Here is a 21,157-nt window from a genome sequence, read left to right as displayed (position 1 = left end):
GGGGACCGGGCCCGGACACGGCAGGGCCCCGGAACCGGCGCAGGGGTTCCGGGGCCCGGTCAGAGCCGACGGCGTGCGGTCACACCCGTCGCAGCACCGCCACGACCTTGCCGAGGATGGTGGCCTCGTCGCCGGGGATGGGCTGGTACGCGGCGTTGTGCGGCAGCAGCCAGACGTGGCCGTCCTCGCGCTTGAAGCGCTTGACCGTGGCCTCGCCGTCCAGCATCGCGGCGACGATGTCGCCGTTCTCCGCGACGGGCTGGCGGCGGACGGTGACCCAGTCGCCGTCGCAGATGGCGGCCTCGATCATCGAGTCGCCGACGACCTTCAGGACGAACAGCTCGCCGTCGCCGACCAACTGCCGGGGGAGGGGGAAGACGTCCTCGACGGACTCCTCGGCCAGGATCGGGCCGCCGGCGGCGATGCGGCCGACCAGCGGGACGTACGACGCGGCGGGCTTGCCGGTGGTGTCCGTGGGCTGGGTGCTCGGCTGGTCGGAGCCGCGGACCTCGTACGCCCGGGGGCGGTGCGGGTCGCGGCGGAGGAAGCCCTTGCGCTCCAGCGCCATGAGCTGGTGCGCCACGGAAGAGGTGCTGGAGAGGCCCACCGCCTGCCCGATCTCGCGCATCGACGGCGGGTAGCCGCGCCGCTGGACCGAGTCGCGGATGACCTCGATGACCCGGCGCTGCCGGTCGGTGAGGCCGGAGCTGTCGGCCCGGATGCCGGGAGGTCGCCCGGGGAGGGCACGGGCGGGGCGCCCGGGCTCCTCGCCGTTCATGTTTACGTCACTCATGGCGTGCACCGCCTCGAGTCGGCCCTGGGAGCGGTCCTGGGCGGTGATGGTGGCGCTGTCTGCGGTGGTGGTCACGTCGTCGGCCCCTCTCGAATGGTCTCCCTGGCTGGCACAACGGTAGTAGCTTTCGAAAGGTTGCGCCAAACACACGTTCGAGTGAAAATTCGCGAATCGCCTTACGCTCGCATGGGGTGAGGTGTATGCGTACAACCGCTCGGAACCACCGCGCCGCCGCCCCGAACCGGGCCTTCCGGTAGCCTTCGCCGCTGGGTCGTGATCACCCGCGGTCACCCGTGGTCGGTCGGCGGTCCCCTCAGTGTCACACCCGCCGGGGCGGAATCCCGGGAGCGGGCGCGCCGCGACACGCGGAAGGCCCGGAAAACACCCCCGACCCAAGATCTAGTGGTTGGATGTCATCGGCCGCCCAGGGGTAGTGGTCCCGGTCTGCCGGGGGTGCTCGCATCACCTATGCTGGTGGTCGCTTCGCAGGGCCTTGACGGGCAGCGCGAGGCTTGTCAGTCGTGCCGTGAGGGAGGCTCTGGAACCAATGCACTGCCCCTTCTGCAGGCACCCCGACAGCCGTGTCGTCGACAGTCGCACTACCGACGACGGGACGTCCATCCGACGCCGTCGCCAGTGTCCCGACTGCTCCCGTCGCTTCACGACGGTGGAGACCTGCTCGCTCATGGTGGTGAAGCGTTCCGGCGTCACCGAGCCCTTCAGCCGCACCAAGGTCATCTCCGGCGTGCGCAAGGCGTGCCAGGGGCGACCGGTCACCGAGGACGCCCTCGCCAAGCTCGGCCAGCGTGTCGAGGAGGCGGTGCGCGCCACCGGCAGTGCCGAGCTGACCACCCACGACGTGGGCCTGGCCATCCTCGGCCCCCTGCGGGAACTCGACCTCGTCGCGTACCTGCGCTTCGCGTCCGTCTACAAGGCCTTCGACAGCCTGGAGGACTTCGAGGCCGCCATCGCGGAGCTCCGCGTGCGGCCCCCCGTCGAGAACCCCGGGACCGGTGCGACCCCGGAGGTCCCCGTTCCCGCCACCGCCGCCGACTGACCGGCGGTCCGGGCCGTCCCGCGGCCCGGCGCGACCGGCCGCCGTCGCGCGGCCCGGCAGACGTGCCCCGAACGGCCCCGTGGCCCTCGCGGCAGCAGTACTGAACGACGTACCAGAAGACGGTGCCCTGGGATTATCTGGGCGCCAAAGTGTGTTTTGCCCGTATATGGGAGGCGGCATGACAGAGACGGCGAGCAGCCCGGCACGTGGTTCCCGCACCAAGGGAACCAAGTCGGCGAGCAGGGGCCTGCGCATCGAGCGCATCCACACCACCCCCGGCGTGCATCCGTACGACGAGGTGACGTGGGAGCGCCGGGACGTCGTCATGACCAACTGGCGCGACGGCTCGGTCAACTTCGAGCAGCGCGGCGTCGAGTTCCCCGACTTCTGGTCGGTGAACGCGGTCAACATCGTCACCAGCAAGTACTTCCGCGGCGCGGTCGGCACCCCGCAGCGCGAGACCGGTCTCAAGCAGCTCATCGACCGGATCGTGAAGACGTACACGAAGGCCGGCGAGGAGTACGACTACTTCGCCTCGCCCGCCGACGCCGAGATCTTCGAGCACGAGCTGGCCTACGCCCTCCTGCACCAGATCTTCAGCTTCAACTCGCCGGTCTGGTTCAACGTCGGCACCCCGCAGCCCCAGCAGGTCTCCGCCTGCTTCATCCTGTCCGTCGACGACTCCATGGAGTCGATCCTCGACTGGTACAAGGAAGAGGGCATGATTTTCAAGGGCGGCTCCGGCGCCGGCCTGAACCTCTCCCGCATCCGCTCCTCCAAGGAGCTGCTCTCCTCCGGCGGCAACGCCTCCGGCCCGGTCTCCTTCATGCGCGGCGCCGACGCCTCCGCCGGAACGATCAAGTCCGGCGGCGCCACCCGCCGCGCGGCCAAGATGGTCATCCTCGACGTCGACCACCCCGACATCGAGGACTTCATCGAGACCAAGGTCAAGGAGGAGGAGAAGATCCGCGCCCTCCGCGACGCGGGCTTCGACATGGACCTGGGCGGCGACGACATCACGTCCGTCCAGTACCAGAACGCCAACAACTCCGTCCGCGTCAACGACGCGTTCATGAAGGCCGTCGAGACCGGCGGGAAGTTCGGCCTGCGCGCCCGCATGACCGGCGAGGTCATCGAGGAGGTCGACGCCAAGGCGCTCTTCCGCAAGATGGCCGAGGCCGCGTGGGCCTGCGCCGACCCGGGCATCCAGTACGACGACACGATCAACCGCTGGCACACCTGCCCCGAGTCCGGCCGCATCAACGGCTCGAACCCGTGCAGCGAGTACATGCACCTGGACAACACGTCCTGCAACCTCGCCTCGCTGAACCTGATGAAGTTCCTCAAGGACGACGGCAAGGGCAACCAGTCCTTCGACGTCGAGCGCTTCGCCAAGGTCGTCGAGCTCGTCATCACCGCGATGGACATCTCCATCTGCTTCGCCGACTTCCCCACCCAGAAGATCGGCGAGAACACCCGCGCCTTCCGTCAGCTCGGCATCGGCTACGCCAACCTCGGCGCCCTCCTGATGGCGACCGGCCACGCGTACGACTCCGACGGCGGCCGCGCCCTCGCCGGCGCCATCACCTCCCTGATGACCGGCACCTCGTACAAGCGCTCCGCCGAACTCGCCGCCGTCGTCGGCGCGTACGACGGCTACGCCCGCAACGCCGAGCCGCACCAGCGCGTCATGAAGCAGCACGCCGACGCCAACACCATCGCCGTCCGCGTGGACGACCTGGACTCCCCGATCTGGGCCGCCGCCACGGAGGCCTGGCAGGACGTGATCCGCCTCGGCGCCAAGAACGGCTTCCGCAACGCCCAGGCCTCGGTCATCGCCCCCACCGGCACCATCGGCCTCGCGATGTCCTGCGACACCACCGGCCTCGAGCCCGACCTCGCCCTGGTCAAGTTCAAGAAGCTCGTCGGCGGCGGCTCGATGCAGATCGTCAACGGCACCGTCCCGCAGGCCCTGCGCCGCCTGGGCTACCAGGAGGAGCAGATCGAGGCGATCGTTGCCCACATCGCCGAGCACGGCAACGTGATCGACGCGCCCAGCCTCAAGACCGAGCACTACGAGGTCTTCGACTGCGCCATGGGCGAGCGCTCCATCTCCGCGATGGGCCACGTCCGCATGATGGCCGCCATCCAGCCGTGGATCTCGGGCGCCCTCTCCAAGACCGTGAACCTGCCGGAGACGGCCACGGTCGAGGACGTCGAGGAGGTCTACTTCGAGGCCTGGAAGATGGGCGTCAAGGCGCTCGCGATCTACCGCGACAACTGCAAGGTCGGCCAGCCGCTCTCCGCCAAGAAGAAGGAGGACGAGAAGGCCGAGGTCACCGCGAAGTCCGAGGCGACGATCCGCGAGGCCGTCGAGAAGGTCGTCGAGTACCGCCCGGTCCGCAAGCGCCTGCCCAAGGGCCGCCCGGGGATCACCACCTCCTTCACCGTCGGCGGTGCCGAGGGCTACATGACCGCCAACTCCTACCCGGACGACGGTCTCGGCGAGGTCTTCCTGAAGATGTCGAAGCAGGGCTCGACCCTCGCCGGCATGATGGACGCCTTCTCCATCGCCGTCTCCGTCGGCCTCCAATACGGCGTCCCGCTGGAGACGTACGTCTCGAAGTTCACCAACATGCGCTTCGAGCCGGCCGGCATGACGGACGACCCGGACGTGCGGATGGCGCAGTCGATCGTCGACTACATCTTCCGCCGCCTGGCGCTCGACTTCCTGCCCTTCGAGACCCGGTCCGCCCTCGGCATCCACTCGGCCGAGGAGCGTCAGCGCCACCTGGACACCGGTTCGTACGAGCAGCCCGAGGACGACGAGGTCGACGTCGAGGGCCTGGCCCAGTCGGCGCCCCGCACCCCGGAGCTGAAGGCCGTCGCCACCGCCCCGGCCCCGAAGGCCGAGGTCCCGGCCCCGAAGCAGGCCCACACCTCGGCGGAGCTCGTCGAGATGCAGCTCGGCATCAGCGCCGACGCCCCGCTCTGCTTCTCCTGTGGAACGAAGATGCAGCGGGCCGGCTCCTGCTACATCTGCGAGGGCTGCGGCTCCACCAGCGGCTGCAGCTAGTCCGTCCGTGAGAGGGGCGTCGACCGACCGGTCGGCGCCCCTTTCGCGCGCCCGGAGGGTGCGGTCAGGAGGTCTTGGAACCCAGCAGCTTGCCGAAGGCCTGGGGGTCGGCGTCGAAGCCGCGGGGAAGCGGTCGGTACGTCCAGCCGTCCGGTCCGGTGCGGGTGAACTCCACGACCGTCGCCGACAGGGCGTCCGGGACGTCCGCGAAGTCGTGGGTCAGGAGGTCGGTGTAGCCCTCGCGGACCCGTACGCCCGTGCCCGCTATGTCGCCGAAGGAGAGCCGCCCGCCGCTCTGCTGTATGGCCACGCCCACCACCACGCGCGCGTACCTCGGCGCGAGACGGTCCAGCTCCACGGTCATGGCCTCGTCGTAACCGAACCCCTGGCCCGTACGGCTGTCCCGGTGGAGCGTGATCGTGCCGTCCGGGGAGCGGCTGCCGAAGTGCACCAGTTGGGCCGGGGTGCCGTGCGGGTCGTCGGCGGTGAAGACGCCGGCGACGAGGTCCAGATCGTGGGCCGGGGAGCCGGCCTGGGCGGGGTCCCACTTGAGCGTCACCTCGACGCGCCCCACTCCTTTGTTGAGTCCGCTCATGGTGCTTCCCCTCTCCGCGCGCCCCCGCGCGCCTCGCCTCGTACCGTCGACCCGGTCGAACGCCCTCGGCCGCAGCCCTTGGTCGCGTGCCGATCACTCATGGTGTCATGCGCCTGTGACAGAGGGGCCGGCGCTGGAAGGGGCAGAACGGCGACGAGCCGGATCTCGACGCCTCTCTGGCTCGAATCGGTCGGCCCGGGGGGAGGGCGGGGAACTCGCTTTCTTAAAAGGGGTCCTGACGGCCCTTCGCCAGGCGCGCTCCCGGGGCGTTCCGTCCGGAAGCGGGGGAGCGTGCGGGCGCGGAGCGCGTGCGCCCGCCGGGGACTGCCGGGGTGCTCTCCGGCCCCGTACGATGGCGCGGTGCTGGTCAAGTGGATTTGCTGCACCGTGGTGGACCGTCGAGGGTTCGAACGAGGACAGCGGAAATGGGCGGGGCTGCTCGGTGAGCCGGGCTTCCGGGGACAGGGCGGCGGGTGGAGCCGGAGTCGGCCGGACGTCGCCCACGTCTTCGCGTTCTGGGAGAGCCGGGCCTTCTACGACTCCTTCATGGCGCGGTCGCACGACCGGCTCGCGGCGTCGCAGGTGGGCACGTTCCGGGACGGCCAGGCCAAGCTGTTCGACCACCGCTTCGACGTGAAGACGGGGTTCGAACCGCGCTTCTCCGACGCCGACGTGGCACGGGTGGCGCACTGCCGTGTCCACGAGGACCGCGCCGAGCACTTCGCGCTCATGCAGGAGAAGGTGTGGAACCCGGCGATGGCCGGATCCCCCGGCATGCTGCGGGGCATGTTCGGGGAGGCACCCGGCAGCGAGTTCCTGGTCCTCTCGATGTGGCAGTCCACCGCCGAGCACGGCAAGTACCGGGAGGAACGGGTGGAGCGGCTCGGGCTGCGGGCCCGGACCGCGGCCGACGTGGCGGCGCTGAACGGGGACGTGGTGCGGCTCGAACCGTCCTGGACGGTCTGAGGACGCCCGCCGCCCGCCCCGCCGGTGGACCCCTCGGCCGAGCCTTCCGGAGAGTGACGATCTAGGGTCGGGGTATGGCACGACCGCGGCGCATCGTCCTCGTACGACACGGAGAGTCCGAGGGCAATGCCGATGACACGGTGTACGAACGGGAGCCCGACCACGCCCTGCGGCTCACCGATGCCGGACGGCGGCAGGCGGAGGAGACGGGGGAGCGGCTGCGGGAGCTCTTCGGCGAGGAGCCGGTCAGCGTCTACGTCTCGCCCTACCGGCGCACCCACGAGACCCTCCGCGCCTTCCGGCTCCCCCCGGACCAGGTCCGGGTGCGCGAGGAGCCACGGCTGCGGGAGCAGGACTGGGGCAACTGGCAGGACCGGGAGGACGTACGCCTCCAGAAGGCCTACCGCGACGCGTACGGACACTTCTTCTACCGCTTCGCCCAGGGGGAGTCGGGCGCGGACGTCTACGACCGGGTCGGAGCCTTCCTGGAGAGCCTGTACCGCAGCTTCGAGGCGCCCGACCACCCGCCCAACGTCCTCCTCGTCACCCACGGACTGACCATGCGCCTCTTCTGCATGCGCTGGTTCCACTGGACGGTCGCGGACTTCGAGTCGCTGTCGAACCCCGGCAACGCCGAGACCCGCGTCCTCCAGCTCGGCGAGGACGGGAGATACCGCCTGGACAGGCCGTTCGAACGCTGGCGCACCCCCGAACCGTACGGCCGCACCGGATAGAGTGGCAGACCGATGACCGCTGACTCCTCACCCGACCGGCGCTTCGACCGCGCCCTGGCCAGCCTGCGCGGGCTGTCCGTGGGAGACGCCCTGGGCTCCCAGTTCTTCGTCCCCGTCCACTACCCCCTGCTGAAGCGGCGCGAGCTGCCTCCCGGATCCTGGCAGTGGACCGACGACACCGAGATGGCCTGCTCCGTCCTGGCCGTCCTCGTGCGACACGACCGGATCGACCAGGACGCCCTGGCCCTGTCCTTCGCGCACCATCACGACTTCGACCGGGGCTACGGTCCCGCGGTCAACCGGATGCTCAGGCTCATCCGGGAGGGCGGTGACTGGCGGGAACTGGCCGCCGCGCTCTTCAGGGGACAGGGCTCCTGGGGGAACGGCGCCGCGATGCGGATCGCCCCGCTCGGAGCCTGGTACGCGGACGACCCGGAGCAGGCGACCCACCAGGCCGAGATCTCCGCGTACACGACCCACCAGCACCGCGAGGCCGTGGTGGGCGCCATGGCCGTCGCCGCCGCGGCCGCCCTCGCCGCCGACCCCGCCGGGCCGCCCACGCCCGAGGCGCTGCTCGACGGGGTGATCGCCCTGGTGCCGCGCAGCGCGGTCGGAGCGGGCCTGCGCAGGGCCCGCGACATGCTCGACTACGGCGACCCCGGCACGGTCGCCGCCGTGCTCGGCAGCGGGCGGCGCACGAGCGCGCACGACACCGTCCCCTTCGCCCTCTGGTCGGCCGCGCGGGCGCTCGGCGACTTCGAGCGGATGTTCTGGACGACCGCGCAGGTCGGCGGGGACGTCGACACGACCTGCGCCATCGCGGGGGGAGTGGTGGCCGCCACGGAGGCCGGCGCGCCCCCGGCGGACTGGCTGGGACAGACCGAGGAACTTCCCGAGTGGATCCCCGTCACGGCCTCCTGAGATCGTGATCCGGTGTCGCCGGGTCCTGGGGGCGATGCCTGCCGGGTCCGGTGACTCTCCCTGGGGCGGAGCTTCGCTCGTGCGACTTTCTGTGGGGCGGTGGGGGCTTTCGTCGGTCGCTTCGGTCGATCCCGGCTCTGATCCTTCTTCCCTTTGGTGTGGGTGAGATGGGGCGGATGACTGTTCGGTTTCCAGGGGGTGCCCTGGCGTGATGGCGTGACGGTTCGTGTGTGCGTACGCGAATCCGAGGGCGTTCGGAGCGCGGTGGTGGCGGTGCCGGGCGGTGGAGCGACGGAGCTTTTCGGGAGCTTGGCGGGAATCCGGGTATCGCGGGCGGTGTCGAGCGGCGTAACCTGTCTGGCGCCATGCCGTACGAACCCCCCACCCACACCGTCGAGCGATCGCTCCGAGCCACCACCGGCGCCAGGATCGTCGCCGGAGTCGACGAAGTCGGGCGCGGGGCGTGGGCCGGTCCCGTCACGGTCTGCGCGGCCGTCACCGGACTGCGCCGACCCCCCGAAGGGCTCACCGACTCCAAGCTGATCACCCCCAAGCGCCGTGCCTCCCTCGCACTGGAGCTGGAGCAGTGGGTCACGGCGTATGCGCTCGGCGACGCCTCCCCGCAGGAGATCGACGACCTCGGAATGACCGCGGCACTGCGGCTCGCGGCGGTCCGGGCCCTCGAAGGCCTGCCCGTGCGGCCCGACGCGGTGATCCTCGACGGCAAGCACGACTACCTCGGCAGCCCCTGGCGGGTCCGTACGGTGATCAAGGGCGACCAGTCCTGCATCGCCGTGGCCGCCGCCTCCGTCCTCGCGAAGGTCCGCCGGGACACCCTCATGGCGGAGCTGGAGGCCGGTGCCGGGACGGGGGAGTACGTGCCGTACGCCTTCGGCGCCAACGCGGGCTACCCCTCGCCGGTCCACCGGGCGGCCCTCGCGGAGCTGGGCCCCACCCCGCACCACCGGCTCTCCTGGTCCTATCTGGACGCGCTGCCCCGGTGGCGCCACCTCAAGAAGGTCCGCCTCTCCGTCGAGGCGGCCGCGCTGGAGAGCGGGGGCCAACTCGGCTTCGACTTCTGAACTTCCGGTCGCGGGGCCGCCGAAAAGCCGCCCACGCGCCCGGGGTGCACCTGTGTGCCCACCCGCCGATGCCCCGCGCAGCGGCGTTTGATAGACATCCACCCATGCCTCTCATCCCCGAGGAGCCTCAGATTCACGAGAGCGCCCAGGGTCCCCGCGCCACCGCGGCCGCCGGCCGCCCCGCGTCGACCCCCCGTCCCGTACCCGGTCCGCGTTCCGCGGCCTCCCCGCGCCCCGGACGTCCCGTCCCCGGACCCGCCGCCCGGCCCGCGCCGCCGAAGCCGCGCCCCGCGGCCGGGAAGTCTCCGGCCGGTGGCACGGAGAATCGTTCCGACCAGCGGTCCGCCCCGCAGCTCCAACTGATCCCGGCGCCCGTCGACGGCGCGCTCGACGCCGCCGAGGAGGCCCTGGACCTGCTCCTGGAGAGCGGCCGGGCCCCCGGTGAGGTCCTGCTGCTCACCACCGGCGAGCAGCACCCGTGGGCAGCGCACGAGCTGTCCTTCGGCGAAACCGCCTACTGGGCCCAGCAGGACACCGGCGACGACGTGTTCTTCGCCGACGCCTCCGCCGTGGACCGCGCCGCCTCCCGGCCCGTGGTGATCGTCGCCGTCAACGGCGGGGACGACGAGGCGACCGCCCGCGCCCTGCCGGCGGCGCTGGCCCGCGCGGGCACGCTGCTCGTCGTCTGCGGCGACCCGCAGCGCATCACGGCGGTCCTCGGAGCGGGCGCCGGCGTCTGACCGACGGCCCGTACCCCTCGACCGACCGACCGCTCCTCCGCCGGGCCGTGCCGGGCCCGGCGGGGCGGCAGGTCGGGCAGGTCGGGCAGCATGGACGGTTCAGGTGTGGCGGACGGCGCCTGCACGTCGTTCGTGTGCTGTGTGCTGTGTGCTGTGTGCTGTGTGCTGTGTGCTGTGTGCTGTGTGCCGCCCGTGCGCTCAGCGCGCGGCGGCCCGGCGCAGCGGTTCGACCGCGCCGCTCGCGGTCCTCGGCGTGATCCGGTCGAACTCGGCCGGCCCGTCGCCGAGCGGCACGGGAAGCGAGTCGGAGCTCGGTCGGCGGCCTCCCCGGCCCTCGCCGAGCACCTGCCAGCCCCCTCGGGTCAGCGTGATGTACGCGCCGCAGCGCAGCCCGTGCAGCGTGCAGGCGTCCCGGAGTCCCCACATCCAGGCCCCGTCCTCCTCCGTCCAGCGCTCGTCCCCCTCGCGGCAGTACAGCAGCACCGCGGTCCGTACGGGCGCACGCCTCCGCAGGTCGTGGGGGATGACGCGCCGCAGGTGCGCCAGGAGCGCGTTGCGGAACTCCCAGCCGTCCGCCGGCGCGGAGCGGCGGACGAACGAGGCGCTGGCCGCGATCCGTTCCTCGTGGTCCAGGACCGCGAGGACCGCCGTCGCGGGCGCGGGCGCGTGGCGGGAGTGCAGACCGCCGACGACCTCGCGCGGATTGCGCAACAGGGGGACCCCCGCCGCGGCCCACTCGGAGGGCTCCAGTATCCGGGCGAGACGGCTGGCGGACCCGGACGAAGATCTGGTCGAGGCGGCTGTGGGCGGAGCGAATCCGAGGGTCACGGTCCTCCCTTCGGATACGCGCCCGCTGGGCGGGCAAGGTCGGGTGAGGGCGCACCACGGCACAGTCCTTCCGGACCGCTGACGGGCCTTGTGGGGCGGTGGTCCAATTCTTGCGGGCCCGTGCGCGAGCGGCAATGAGCAATTGAGACCGCTGACGGGAATGCGTTGGTATGCCACTCATATCCCTGCCCAGTTGCCCATTGTTCACTCCCCGTTCGTCTGCCGGTTTCACCTCTCGGTGACCGGCACGGGGCGGACACCGGGTGGACACGAGCGGAAACCTCCCTTCCGTTCGTGACCTGGCGTCACGCTGGGTGAGTTCGCCGATTGTCAGTGGCATCGGGTTGCATGGGTGCATGGACACCCTGGAGCTCCGCGCCGAAGCCGATGCCGTTCTCGCCGAGCTGGTCGGCGCCGCCGAGGGGACGGCGCGGCTGCGGGAGGACCAGTGGCTGGCGGTGGCCGCCCTGGTGGAGGAACGGCGGCGGGCCCTGGTGGTGCAGCGCACCGGCTGGGGCAAGTCGGCGGTGTACTTCGTCGCCACCGCCCTGCTGCGCCGCCGCGGCTCCGGACCCACCGTGATCATCTCGCCGCTGCTCGCCCTCATGCGGAACCAGGTCGAGGCGGCGGAGCGGGCCGGCATCCGGGCGCGCACCATCAACTCGGCCAACCCCGAGGAGTGGGACACGATCTACGACGAGGTCGAGCGCGGCGAGACCGACGTCCTCCTCGTGAGTCCCGAACGCCTCAACTCCGTGGACTTCCGCGAGCAGGTGCTCCCCAAACTCGCGGCCACCACGGGCCTCCTGGTGGTCGACGAGGCGCACTGCATCTCCGACTGGGGCCACGACTTCCGCCCCGACTACCGCCGGCTGCGCACCATGCTCACCGAGCTCGCCCCCGGGGTGCCGGTCCTCGCCACCACCGCGACCGCCAACGCCCGGGTGACCGCCGACGTGGCCGAGCAGCTCGGTACCGGTGCCGGCGAGGCGCTGGTGCTGCGCGGCTCCCTAGAGCGGGAGAGCCTGCGGCTCGGCGTGGTCCGGCTGCCGGACGCCGCGCACCGGCTGGCCTGGCTCGCCGAGCACCTGGACGAACTGCCGGGCTCCGGGATCGTCTACACGCTGACGGTCGCCGCCGCCGAGGAGGCCACGGCCTTCCTGCGGCAGCGCGGCTTCGCGGTCGCCTCGTACACGGGCCGCACGGAGAACGCCGACCGGCTCCAGGCCGAGGCCGACCTCCAGGAGAACCGGGTCAAGGCGCTCGTGGCGACCTCGGCCCTCGGCATGGGCTTCGACAAGCCCGACCTCGGTTTCGTGATCCACCTCGGTTCGCCGTCCTCCCCGATCGCCTACTACCAGCAGGTGGGCCGGGCCGGCCGCGGTGTCGAGCACGCGGAGGTGCTGATGCTGCCGGGGAAGGAGGACGAGGCGATCTGGCGCTACTTCGCCGACACCGCCTTCCCGCCCGAGGCACAGGTCCGCCAGACCCTGGCGGCCCTCGCCGACGCGGGACGGCCGCTGTCCGTGCCGGCCCTGGAGGCGGCGGTGGACCTGCGGCGCACCCGCCTGGAGACGATGCTCAAGGTCCTCGACGTGGACGGCGCCGTGCGACGGGTCAAGGGCGGCTGGGAGAGCACCGGACGACCCTGGACGTACGACACCGAGCGGTACGCGTGGGTGGCGCGGCAGCGGGCCGCCGAGCAGCAGGCCATGCGCGACTACGTGAGCGCCTCCGGATGCCGGATGGAGTTCCTGCGCCGGCAGTTGGACGACGAGGGCGCGGCCCCGTGCGGCCGCTGCGACAACTGCGCGGGCGCCTGGGCCGACACATCCGTGTCGCAGGAGACGCTGACGGGCGCGACCAGGGAGCTGGACCGCCCCGGCGTGGAGGTGGAGCCGCGCCGGATGTGGCCGACCGGGATGCCCGCCCTGGGGATCGAGCTCAAGGGCCGCATCCCCGCCGGCGAGCAGTGCTCCACCGGAAGGGCCCTGGGCCGGCTCTCGGACATCGGCTGGGGCAACCGCCTGCGCCCCCTCCTCGCCGAGAACGCGCCCGACGGACCGGTCCCGGACGACGTCCTCAAGGCGGCGGTGGCGGTCCTCGCCGACTGGGCCCGCTCCCCGGGCGGCTGGGCGCCGGACGTTCCGGACGCCTCCGCCCGGCCGGTGGGGGTCGTCGCCGTGCCGTCCCTGGCCCGCCCGCACCTGGTCGGCTCCCTCGCCCGGGGCATCGCGGACATCGGCCGCCTGCCCTACCTGGGGACCCTGACGTACACCGGGCCGGACGGCGCGCACGCGGTGCGCCGCAGCAACTCCGCACAGCGCCTCAGGGCGCTCTCCGACGCCTTCGCCGTCTCCGGAGAGCTGTCCGGCGCCCTGGCGGCCGCCTCCGGCCCCGTGCTGCTCGTGGACGACTTCACCGACTCCGGCTGGACCCTCGCGGTCGCCGCCCGACTGCTCCGCCGTGCGGGCGCCGCGCAGGTGCTCCCCCTGGTCCTCGCCGCGGCCGGCTGACCTGCCCGCCCCTGGGTGGGCTGCCGACTCCGTCCTTCTCCGGCCCCGGCGGGTGCCTCGGGCCGGAGGAGGGCGGCCCGGCCGGGCGCTTCCGTCAGGGGAGGAGGGCCGTCACCGACTCCACCGTGTCCGCGTCCGAGGGGAGCTTGTCCTCGCGGTAGCGGACCACGCGGGCGAAGCGGAGGGTGACTCCCGCGGGATAGCGGGTGGAACGCTGGACGCCGTCGAAGGCGATCTCGACGACCAGTTCGGGGCGTACGGTGACGCCCCACGTCTCCTCCGTGACCGTCAGCTTCCGCAGACGCTCGGTCTGCCAGGTGAGCAGGGCGTCGGTCAGCCCCTTGAACGTCTTGCCCAGCATGGCGAAGGTGCCGTCGGCCGCCCGCGCGCCCAGGTGCAGGTTGGAGAGCGTGCCGGTGCGCCGGCCATGGCCCCATTCGGCGCCGAGGACCACCAGGTCCAGGGTGTGCACGGGCTTCACCTTCAGCCAGGAGGTGCCCCGGCGCCCCGCGCTGTAGCCCGCGTCGAGGGACTTCACGACCACGCCCTCCTGGCCTCGTTCGAGCGCCTCCGCGGCGAACGCCGCCGCGGCCGCGCGCTCCTTCGGGTCGGTGGGGTCCGCCACCACCAGGCGACGCACGCGCTGCGCCTCGGGCACCAGCCGGTCGAGCAGCGCGCGCCGTTCGGCGGCCGGAGTGTCGAGCAGGTCCTCGCCGTCGACGTGCAGCACCTCGAAGAAGACCGGGGAGAGAGGCACCGCCGTTTGCGCGCCCGCCACGTCGAGGGTGGACCCGGTCCGCCCGGACGTCTCCTGGAACGGCCGCGGCCGGCCCCGCTCGTCGAAGGCCAGCAGCTCCCCGTCCAGCACCACCCGACGTACCGGCAGCGCGCGGACCAGTGCCACCACCTCGGGTGTCCGGTCGGTGATGTCGGCGAGCGTCCGGGTGAAGACGCGCACGTCGTCGCCGTCGCGATGCACCTGGATGCGGATACCGTCGAGCTTCTCCTCCAGGGCACAGGGCCCCGTCCTGGCGAGGGCCTCGTCGATGCCCTTGGCGGTGTGGGCCAGCATCGGCAGGACCGGGCGCCCCACCGTGAGCCGGAACTCGGCGAGGGCGGACGGCCCCCTGGAGAGCAGCACCTCGGCGACGGCGGCCGGCGAACCGCTCAGCATGACCGCCTGCCGGACGTCGGCGACCGGCGCCCCGGCTGCCGAGGCGAGGCCCTCCACGGCCACGGCGTCGAGGGCACCCTGCCGCAACTCGCCACTGATCAACCGGAGGAGGAACAGTTGCTCCTCCTCGGTGGCCGCACCCAGCAGCTCGTCCAAGAGCCTCTTCCGCTCGCCCTGTGCGCCCTTGCCGGACACGGCGGCGATCCGGGTGAGGAGCGCGTCCACCTCCTGTACCCCGAGCCGAGGTTCGGGAGAGGGCTCCCGCCGTTCCCTGAGGGTGTTCCAGCCGACACCGATCCTGCGCTGGGGCAGCCGACCGGACATATACATGATCACGACGGGAGCGTCCGCGGGGTCGGCGGCCCGGAACAGCTCGGCCAGCAGCGCCACCTTCTCCGTCCGCGCGGAGGCGGCGCCGATGTCCCGGGACGCCCGTGCGATGTCGGCGAGTCTCATGCGGAAAGCCCTTTCAGTCGGTACGACCCTGTTCACGCAGTCTGCTCATCCACCCCGTGCGGTGCGCCGCGGCACACCGGACCGCCTGGCATCCCTCCCGCCCGGCGTCCCGCCGTCCCGGCCGCGGGTCCTCGAACGGGCGGCCCGCGCCCGAGGACCCGAGGGCGAGGACGCGAACACGACAGCGGTGAGGAAGCGGCGAACCCGCGCCCTTCTCGCCGACGTCCACCTCGAACGGGCCTCAGATCATGCGCACCGACATCGCGTACGAACGCCCGTTGCACGCCTCCAGGTGCCCGACCTCGGCCTCCAGCGCGTCCTTCGGCACCTCGGGGCTCTCGGAGAACAACTGCACGTCCACGGTCCCGTCGGTGATCTCCCAGACCCCGGCGACCCGTCCCCTGTGCACCACCACGGGCGTGATCCAGCCCGACGTACGGCTCACCGCCTTGCGTCGCTCCGCCGGCAGGACACGGGTGTCGGACGTGCCCGGCCCCAGCACGTACTGGTCGAACCCGGCCAGCAGCCGCACCTCCTCCGACGGCCCGGCCGACGCCAGCGCGTCCGCGTCCTCGGCGCGCATGTAGGACGTCGTTCCGTCCACCTCCACCTTCGTCAACTCCTCGCCGAGCGAGGCGAACCAGCCGCGCACCACCGTCTTGCGGTGGGCGTTGCGCGTCAGCCAGGCGTCGAAGGTCTCCGGTGTCGCCGGCCCGTGCGCCCCGAGGTACGCGGGGATGACGGTCCGGGCCGCCTCCTCCGGCTCGATCGTCCCCGTCCAGCCGGGCACCCGGTCGCGTGGTGAGGCGAAGGTGACGCGGTTGCCCTGGTTCGGTCCGTGGCACAGCTTTCCCGTCCAGGCCAGCGGCTTGAGCACCATCCCCCAGCCGGACGTCAACTGCGTCTCCAGGGCGGCGAACCTGCCATCGGCGACCAGGGCCTCGGTGAGCTCCTGACGGGTGAGGACCCTGCCGGCGAGAACGTCGTCGACGGCCTCGCCGAGAGCCGTCATCTCCGTGGGCGTGACCCCGAACGTCCGTTGCCAGGCGGGCTTCTCCCAGGTCCGTGCCGCCGCCATCAGCGACAGGTAAGCCGCCACGTGCTCGGCCGCCACGAGGTGCAGCGTGCCCCGCATGACCCAGGTCTTGACCACCGCGCGGGCCTCCAGGGCCTCCTCCACGGCACCGGCCCTCGGTCTCCGCTGCCGGGTGGCGAGGGCGAGCTCCGCTGACGAGGCCACCTGTGCCTGCACCCCCGCGAGCCCCCGCACCAGCTCCGCGACAGAAGCCGTGCTCCGGGGCGCGAGGCCCTGCCGCCGCAGCCGCCAGGCGAGCACCTGATCCTGAGTCACCTGCATGAGCGCTCCTCGGTGTAGGTCGCAGATCGTCTGCCATCCTGCCTGAACGCCGTGTCGGAGCCGGTCCGTTCCCCAGGAGGGGGGCGGGAGCTCCGCCGCGCCGACGGAACCGGGCGAACGCGGCCCGCGCCGCTTCGCAACGCGACCGGATCTTCGAGAAAGCCGTGTGGGTCATGCCTCCATGCAACCCGACACCTCGGACATCGTGGTCACCTGCATTCGAATCTGTGGATAACTCGAAAGACCGGCGCATGCCTCGATCCGCAAGTTATCCACAGGGGTTTCGGATTTCGGGAGAACACGAGACCGTCCTGACCATGAACGCGAATCGCCACGAAACCAGCGGACCCACCCGTACCCAGCAGATCACCCTGCGGGGCCCGGCCGAACTGGCCGACGCCCTGCCGTTCATGCTGGGCTTCCACCCCACCGACTCCGTCGTCCTGGTCGCCCTCCACGGCGAGCGCGGCCGCTTCGGCGGCCGGGTCAGGCTGGGCATCCCGAGCTCGCCCCGCGAATGGGCGTCCACCGCCGACCACCTCGCCGAGTGCCTCGTCGAGGGAGGCGCCCGGATCGGCGCCCGCCCGGACGGCATCGTCGTCTTCCTCTGCCAGGACCCGGCCCCCGGTGAGACGGGCCGCCGCGTCATGGAGCGACTGCGCCCCTTCGCGCAGCGACTGCGCACCGCCTGCGGCGCCCTCGACATCCCCGTCTACGAGGCCCTCTGCATCTCCGACGGCCTCTACTTCTCCTACTGCTGCCCCGACGCGCGCTGCTGTCCGCCCGACGGCACCCCGCTCGCGCTCAGCGGCACGACGGTGATGGCGGCGACCGCCGCGTACGCCGGAGTACGGCTACGGGGCACCCTGCGGGACATGGAGGCCCGGCTGAAGCCGGCCGGCGGCCCGGGAGAGGAGGAGCAGCGGGCCGCGCTCGACGCGGCCGCCGCCTCGATCGTCCCCCGCGTCCTCGAAGGCTCCGAGGACCGAGGGCGGGTGGAGGTCCGCGAGGAGACCCTGCGCCTCGCCCGCGAGATCCTCCGTCGGTTCACCCGCTCGAAGGACCCGAAGGCCTCGAAGATGCCGGCGGGCACGGCACACCCGGCGGGGGTGACGATCCCCGGAAAGGCCGGCGCCGGCACGACCGAGGACGATGCGGCCGACGACGCCCTGATCGCGTCCGACGAAGCCGCCACGCTGATCCTCGGCCTCCAGGACCGGGTCACCCGGGACCGCGCCGCCGAATGGATGGAGGGCTGGGAAGGGACCGCCGCCCTACGGCTCTGGCGTGTCCTGGCCCGGCGCTGCGTCACCCCCTACCAGGAGCACGCCGCCGCGCCCCTCACCCTCGTGGGCTGGACGGCCTGGTCCACCGGTGACGAGCCGACGGCCCGGGTCGCCCTCGGACTCGCCCTCGACGCCGACCCCGAATACGTCTTCGCCCAACTGCTCCACCAGGCGTGCAACGAGGGCCTCGACCCCGAGTCGCTCCGCTCCTGCCTGAGGAGCGAGCGGGACTCACGGGCCGCCTCGCAGCAGGCCGCTCCCGCATCCTCCCGGCGGGTCCGGATGCGCGCCTCCCACCGGCAGGGAACCCGCCCGGCCCTCGGCAGGGCCGGGCGGCAGACCGGGACGCGGGACCGGCGCGCGGCGGCCGGAGTCCGGCCCGGCGGGCCCGCCGCCGACCGGCCGAGGAGCGGCTCCCCGCGCCAGGGCGGACAGCGCGGCAGCAGGAGCGGTCGATGACGACCGTGACCCGGCCGCCCGCGAACGCGTTCAGCTCTCTGGCGGAGACGTACGAACCGTGCCGCCGACACTCCGCCGGCCGCCCGGTCCGCACAGAGAGCATCCCGCATCCGCCATGGCCCCCAGCCCCGTCCCGGCCCCCGGCCGCCCCGCCCGCCCCCCGATCGGCCGCGCCTCCGGCACCGCGCTCCCGCGCGCGGCACGCCCGGGGGAACTTCCTCCCGTGCACGGCGCGCTCGTCTGCGTCGCCCTGCCCGCCCTCGCCGTCTGCGGCGAACACGGCCAGCTCACCGGCGAGGGACCCGAAGGCGTGTACGCGGCGGGGCGGCGGCTCCTCTCCCGCTGCGTCCTGCGGGTGGCGGGCCGGGAGCCCGTCGCCCTCCAGGGCCGCATGGCGGGTGCCGACCGGGCGGTCTTCCTCGGCGTCCTGCGCGCCCCCGGAGAAACGGGGCCCGACCCCGGTCTCGCCGTCGAACGCGCACGGAGCGCCGACGGCACCGAACGGATCACCCTGCGGAGCGCCGCCACCCGGCCCCTCCGGCTCCCCGTGGAGATCGCTCTGGGCACGGATCTCGCGGACCTGGGCGCGGTGGCGACCGGCAGACCCGGACCCGAACTCACGGCGAGCGTCCACGGAACCGGACTGCGCTGGACCGGGAGCGACGGATGGTCCGCCGCCGTCACCGCGGATCCGGCGCCCGCGGACTCCCTGGCGGCGGCGGGAGTCCTGCGCTGGGAGGCCGAGTTGGCTCCCGGAGCCGCGTTCACGATCCGGCTCCGGGTGCGAGGAGAGGCGCCCGCCCGCCCCGCGGGCCCCTCGGGAGCGGGCACCGGACGGCCGGGCGGTCACCTTCTCGCCGAGGCCCGTGCCGAGGCCGACGACCCGCGCCCCGGTGAACTGCTGCGCACGTCCGTCGAGGACCTGCGGGCCCTGCTCCAGCGCACCCCGGAGCACCCCGCTGACGTGTACCTCGCCGCCGGCGTCCCCTGGCGCTGCGGACCGGTCACCGCCGAGGCGCTCTGGGCGGCCCGCATGGCCCTTCCCCTCGGCACCCGGCTCGCCGTCACCACCCTGCGCGCCCTCGGTCGCACCCAACTCGCCGGAGAAGGAGCCGAGTCCGGTCGCATCCCCGGGCCCCTCAGGGACGCGGGCCCGCATCTTCCGCCCCGCTGCACGGGCATCGAGGCCACGCTCGCCTTCCCGGCGGTGCTCGCCGAAGCCCGCCGCTGGGGACTGTCGCCGGCGGACCTGGAGGAGCTGCTTCCCGTCGCGGAGCGCTGCCTCGACTGGCTGCGCCGCGCCGCCGGCGCGGACGGCCTCGTGCCGGACCCGGGACCCGCCGGACCCCGGCGGGCCGAGACGCAGGCGCACGCCCACCGGGCGGCGCTGCTCGGCGCGGACCTCCTCGACGCTTGCGGGAGACCCGGCGGTGACGCCCTGCGCGACACGGCGAGGACGATGCGCGAACGGTTCCGGCACGAGTTCTGGATCGACGACCGGGCAGGGGGCCGCCCCGCCCTCGCCCGTACGGCGGACGGCAGGACCTGGCCCCGGCCGGGAGGCTGGGCGGCGCACCTCCTCGACACCGGACTGCTGGGCGGCGGCCGGTACGCGCAGGGTCTGCTGGACGGGACGGAGACCGAGCAGGTGGCCCGGCTGCTCGGCGCCCCGGACCTCGACTCCGGCTGGGGCCTGCGGGGCCTGGCCGCCAAGGATCCGGACCACAATCCCTTCGGCCACCGCACGGGCGCGGTCCGGACGCACGACACGGCGGTCGCCGTGGCCGGCCTCGCCGCCACGGGACACGAGAAGGAGGCCGCCTCCCTGATGCGGGGACTGCTCGACGCGGCGGAGGCCTTCGACCACCGGCTCCCCGAGATGTACGCGGGCGAGCAGCGGACGACGGGCGGGCGCCCGGTGCCCCACCCGGCCGCGTGCCGGCCGGCGGCCGTCGCGGCCGCCGGGGCGGTGCACGCCCTGCTCGCCCTCGCCGGGATCCGGCCCGACGCGCCCGGCCGGTCCGTCTCGGTGCACCCGCTGCCCTCCGCGCCCCTCGGAGCGATCCGTCTGTCGGGGCTCGTGGTCGCGGGCGAACCGTTCGCCGTGCGGGTGAGCAGGCTCGGTCTCGGTATGGTCGAGGAGGCCGCAGAGGGCCTTCAACTGGGGGTGTGACGGGATGGCGGATACGGATACGAGGGAAGCTTCGCGGCACCCCGGGAAACACGTTGGGGAAGTCGCCTCCGAAGATTCCGCGGGACGTGTTTATCGTCAGGAAGACGACTATGATCGCGGCATGCCTCCCTACGACCCGTCGGCCTTTCCGCCCTTCGCCGTCACCGTCGATCTGGTCGTGCTCACCGTGCGGCGCCACGCGCTCTGCACCCTGGTCGTGCGGCGGGGGGAGAGTCCGTTCCAGGGGCGTTGGGCCCTGCCCGGCGGCTTCGTGCGGGCGGACGAGGACCTCGGCGCCGCGGCGGCGCGCGAGCTGGTCGAGGAGACCGGCCTCTGCGCGTACGACCCGGCCGCCCCGCCTCCCGTACCGAGCAATGGCGCACACCTGGAGCAGTTGGCGACGTACGGGGCGCCCGACCGTGATCCCCGGATGCGCGTGGTGAGCGTCGCGCATCTGGCCCTCGCCCCGGACCTGCCCGCCCCCAGGGCCGGCGGCGACGCCAACAGCGCCCGCTGGGCCCCCGTCGAGGAGCTGCTCGGGGAGGACGCGGCCGCCGGCGCCGACGGCGAGGGAGCGGGCACGCTCGCCTTCGACCACTCCCGGATCCTCGCCGACGGGGTGGAGCGCGCCCGCTCCAAGATCGAGTACTCCTCCCTGGCCACGGCCTTCTGCCCGCCGGAGTTCACGGTCGGAGAGCTGCGGCGCGTCTACGAGGCCGTCTGGGGCGTGGCCCTGGATCCGCGCAACTTCCACCGCAAGGTGACCGGCACGCCCGGCTTCCTGGTCCCGGCCGGTGGTACCACGACCCGTCAGGGAGGGCGCCCCGCCCAGCTCTTCAGGGCAGGTGGGGCGACCCTCCTCAACCCGCCCATGCTGCGTCCCGAGGTCTGAGGGGCGGGGACATCCGGCGTCGTGGAGCGCCAATCCTGCACGGAAAGTCCGA

At 72.9% G+C, this 21,157-nt stretch carries 16 protein-coding genes; 11 read left to right on the top strand and 5 right to left on the bottom strand.

Annotated features, from left to right (window positions below; all coding sequences use genetic code 11):
* Positions 1-79: 79 nt before the first annotated feature.
* On the bottom strand, positions 80-868 hold the full coding sequence (lexA, locus tag ACFYNX_RS32100; protein WP_053648539.1) for a transcriptional repressor LexA: 789 nt from the start codon (positions 866-868) through the stop codon (positions 80-82).
* A gap of 472 nt (positions 869-1,340) precedes the next feature.
* On the opposite strand from lexA, the gene nrdR reads away from it, so the two are divergent.
* Together nrdR and ACFYNX_RS32090 are read left to right on the top strand one after the other, a co-directional pair.
* A complete protein-coding gene (nrdR, locus tag ACFYNX_RS32095; RefSeq protein WP_383434977.1) occupies positions 1,341-1,850 on the top strand; it encodes a transcriptional regulator NrdR in 510 nt (169 codons plus the stop codon).
* 178 nt (positions 1,851-2,028) lie between these two features.
* Positions 2,029-4,926 (top strand): vitamin B12-dependent ribonucleotide reductase, encoded by a 2,898-nt coding sequence (locus ACFYNX_RS32090; RefSeq protein ID WP_388666743.1) that lies wholly within the window; start codon positions 2,029-2,031, stop codon positions 4,924-4,926.
* A gap of 64 nt (positions 4,927-4,990) precedes the next feature.
* Here the strand turns inward: ACFYNX_RS32090 and ACFYNX_RS32085 are convergent, their stop codons facing one another.
* Positions 4,991-5,521 (bottom strand): TerD family protein, encoded by a 531-nt coding sequence (locus ACFYNX_RS32085; protein ID WP_365547303.1) that lies wholly within the window; start codon positions 5,519-5,521, stop codon positions 4,991-4,993.
* 360 nt (positions 5,522-5,881) lie between these two features.
* Here ACFYNX_RS32085 and ACFYNX_RS32080 point away from each other — a divergent pair, with 360 nt between their 5' ends.
* From ACFYNX_RS32080 to ACFYNX_RS32060, 5 genes are all read left to right on the top strand, one after another.
* Positions 5,882-6,487: a YdbC family protein gene (locus tag ACFYNX_RS32080; protein ID WP_388666740.1), complete on the top strand. Its 606-nt coding sequence runs from the start codon at positions 5,882-5,884 to the stop codon at positions 6,485-6,487.
* A gap of 74 nt (positions 6,488-6,561) precedes the next feature.
* Positions 6,562-7,221 carry a histidine phosphatase family protein gene (locus ACFYNX_RS32075; protein ID WP_388666737.1) on the top strand — a complete coding sequence of 220 codons (660 nt, stop codon included), beginning with the start codon at positions 6,562-6,564 and terminating at the stop codon, positions 7,219-7,221.
* A 12-nt stretch (positions 7,222-7,233) separates the two neighbouring features.
* Positions 7,234-8,142: an ADP-ribosylglycohydrolase family protein gene (locus tag ACFYNX_RS32070; RefSeq protein WP_388666734.1), complete on the top strand. Its 909-nt coding sequence runs from the start codon at positions 7,234-7,236 to the stop codon at positions 8,140-8,142.
* A 365-nt stretch (positions 8,143-8,507) separates the two neighbouring features.
* Positions 8,508-9,224, top strand: coding sequence for a ribonuclease HII (locus tag ACFYNX_RS32065; RefSeq protein ID WP_365547310.1), 717 nt, complete (start codon positions 8,508-8,510; stop codon positions 9,222-9,224).
* Between the two features lie 104 nt (positions 9,225-9,328).
* Complete coding sequence (locus ACFYNX_RS32060) at positions 9,329-9,964, top strand: hypothetical protein (RefSeq protein WP_365547313.1); 636 nt, start codon at positions 9,329-9,331, stop codon at positions 9,962-9,964.
* 198 nt (positions 9,965-10,162) lie between these two features.
* Here ACFYNX_RS32060 and ACFYNX_RS32055 read toward each other — a convergent pair whose 3' ends face one another.
* Complete coding sequence (locus ACFYNX_RS32055) at positions 10,163-10,792, bottom strand: hypothetical protein (RefSeq protein WP_365547316.1); 630 nt, start codon at positions 10,790-10,792, stop codon at positions 10,163-10,165.
* Positions 10,793-11,148: 356 nt separating this feature from the next.
* Here ACFYNX_RS32055 and ACFYNX_RS32050 point away from each other — a divergent pair, with 356 nt between their 5' ends.
* Entirely contained in the window at positions 11,149-13,308 is a 2,160-nt protein-coding gene (locus tag ACFYNX_RS32050; protein WP_388666730.1) for a RecQ family ATP-dependent DNA helicase, read from the top strand.
* A 94-nt stretch (positions 13,309-13,402) separates the two neighbouring features.
* On the opposite strand, the gene ACFYNX_RS32045 is transcribed toward ACFYNX_RS32050, so the two are convergent.
* Both ACFYNX_RS32045 and ACFYNX_RS32040 read right to left on the bottom strand, forming a co-directional pair.
* The gene (locus tag ACFYNX_RS32045; protein ID WP_388666728.1) at positions 13,403-14,938 is read right to left on the bottom strand and encodes an ATP-dependent DNA ligase; all 1,536 of its coding nucleotides are present in this window, start codon (positions 14,936-14,938) and stop codon (positions 13,403-13,405) included.
* A 241-nt stretch (positions 14,939-15,179) separates the two neighbouring features.
* Positions 15,180-16,295 carry a winged helix DNA-binding domain-containing protein gene (locus tag ACFYNX_RS32040; protein ID WP_388666725.1) on the bottom strand — a complete coding sequence of 372 codons (1,116 nt, stop codon included), beginning with the start codon at positions 16,293-16,295 and terminating at the stop codon, positions 15,180-15,182.
* Positions 16,296-16,612: 317 nt separating this feature from the next.
* On the opposite strand from ACFYNX_RS32040, the gene ACFYNX_RS32035 reads away from it, so the two are divergent.
* The 3 genes from ACFYNX_RS32035 to ACFYNX_RS32025 all read left to right on the top strand — a co-directional run bounded on the left by ACFYNX_RS32035 (position 16,613) and on the right by ACFYNX_RS32025 (position 21,105).
* Complete coding sequence (locus ACFYNX_RS32035) at positions 16,613-18,040, top strand: DUF4192 domain-containing protein (RefSeq protein ID WP_388666722.1); 1,428 nt, start codon at positions 16,613-16,615, stop codon at positions 18,038-18,040.
* 115 nt (positions 18,041-18,155) lie between these two features.
* A complete protein-coding gene (locus ACFYNX_RS32030) occupies positions 18,156-20,213 on the top strand; it encodes a glycogen debranching N-terminal domain-containing protein (protein ID WP_388666719.1) in 2,058 nt (685 codons plus the stop codon).
* Between the two features lie 121 nt (positions 20,214-20,334).
* Complete coding sequence (locus tag ACFYNX_RS32025; protein ID WP_365547334.1) at positions 20,335-21,105, top strand: NUDIX domain-containing protein; 771 nt, start codon at positions 20,335-20,337, stop codon at positions 21,103-21,105.
* Positions 21,106-21,157 lie beyond the last annotated feature (52 nt).

It is taken from the genome of Streptomyces sp. NPDC007872, from assembly GCF_042868165.1.
Lineage (GTDB): Bacteria > Actinomycetota > Actinomycetes > Streptomycetales > Streptomycetaceae > Streptomyces.
The sequence above is the reverse complement of the archived record's forward strand: the minus strand, read 5'-3'. Positions and strand labels throughout refer to the sequence as shown.

What these genes read in the sequence shown, in the direction of transcription:
- ACFYNX_RS32075 (WP_388666737.1), top strand. Translation starts at nt 6,562, where the DNA reads ATGGCACGACCGCGGCGCATCGTCCTCGTACGACACGGAGAGTCCGAG.
- ACFYNX_RS32060 (WP_365547313.1), top strand. Translation starts at nt 9,329, where the DNA reads ATGCCTCTCATCCCCGAGGAGCCTCAGATTCACGAGAGCGCCCAGGGT.
- nrdR (WP_383434977.1), top strand. Translation starts at nt 1,341, where the DNA reads ATGCACTGCCCCTTCTGCAGGCACCCCGACAGCCGTGTCGTCGACAGT.
- ACFYNX_RS32035 (WP_388666722.1), top strand. Translation starts at nt 16,613, where the DNA reads ATGAACGCGAATCGCCACGAAACCAGCGGACCCACCCGTACCCAGCAG.
- ACFYNX_RS32070 (WP_388666734.1), top strand. Translation starts at nt 7,234, where the DNA reads ATGACCGCTGACTCCTCACCCGACCGGCGCTTCGACCGCGCCCTGGCC.
- ACFYNX_RS32065 (WP_365547310.1), top strand. Translation starts at nt 8,508, where the DNA reads ATGCCGTACGAACCCCCCACCCACACCGTCGAGCGATCGCTCCGAGCC.
- ACFYNX_RS32045 (WP_388666728.1), bottom strand. Translation starts at nt 14,938, where the DNA reads ATGAGACTCGCCGACATCGCACGGGCGTCCCGGGACATCGGCGCCGCC.
- ACFYNX_RS32050 (WP_388666730.1), top strand. Translation starts at nt 11,149, where the DNA reads ATGGACACCCTGGAGCTCCGCGCCGAAGCCGATGCCGTTCTCGCCGAG.
- ACFYNX_RS32090 (WP_388666743.1), top strand. Translation starts at nt 2,029, where the DNA reads ATGACAGAGACGGCGAGCAGCCCGGCACGTGGTTCCCGCACCAAGGGA.
- ACFYNX_RS32040 (WP_388666725.1), bottom strand. Translation starts at nt 16,295, where the DNA reads ATGCAGGTGACTCAGGATCAGGTGCTCGCCTGGCGGCTGCGGCGGCAG.
- ACFYNX_RS32085 (WP_365547303.1), bottom strand. Translation starts at nt 5,521, where the DNA reads ATGAGCGGACTCAACAAAGGAGTGGGGCGCGTCGAGGTGACGCTCAAG.
- ACFYNX_RS32030 (WP_388666719.1), top strand. Translation starts at nt 18,156, where the DNA reads ATGGCCCCCAGCCCCGTCCCGGCCCCCGGCCGCCCCGCCCGCCCCCCG.
- ACFYNX_RS32025 (WP_365547334.1), top strand. Translation starts at nt 20,335, where the DNA reads ATGCCTCCCTACGACCCGTCGGCCTTTCCGCCCTTCGCCGTCACCGTC.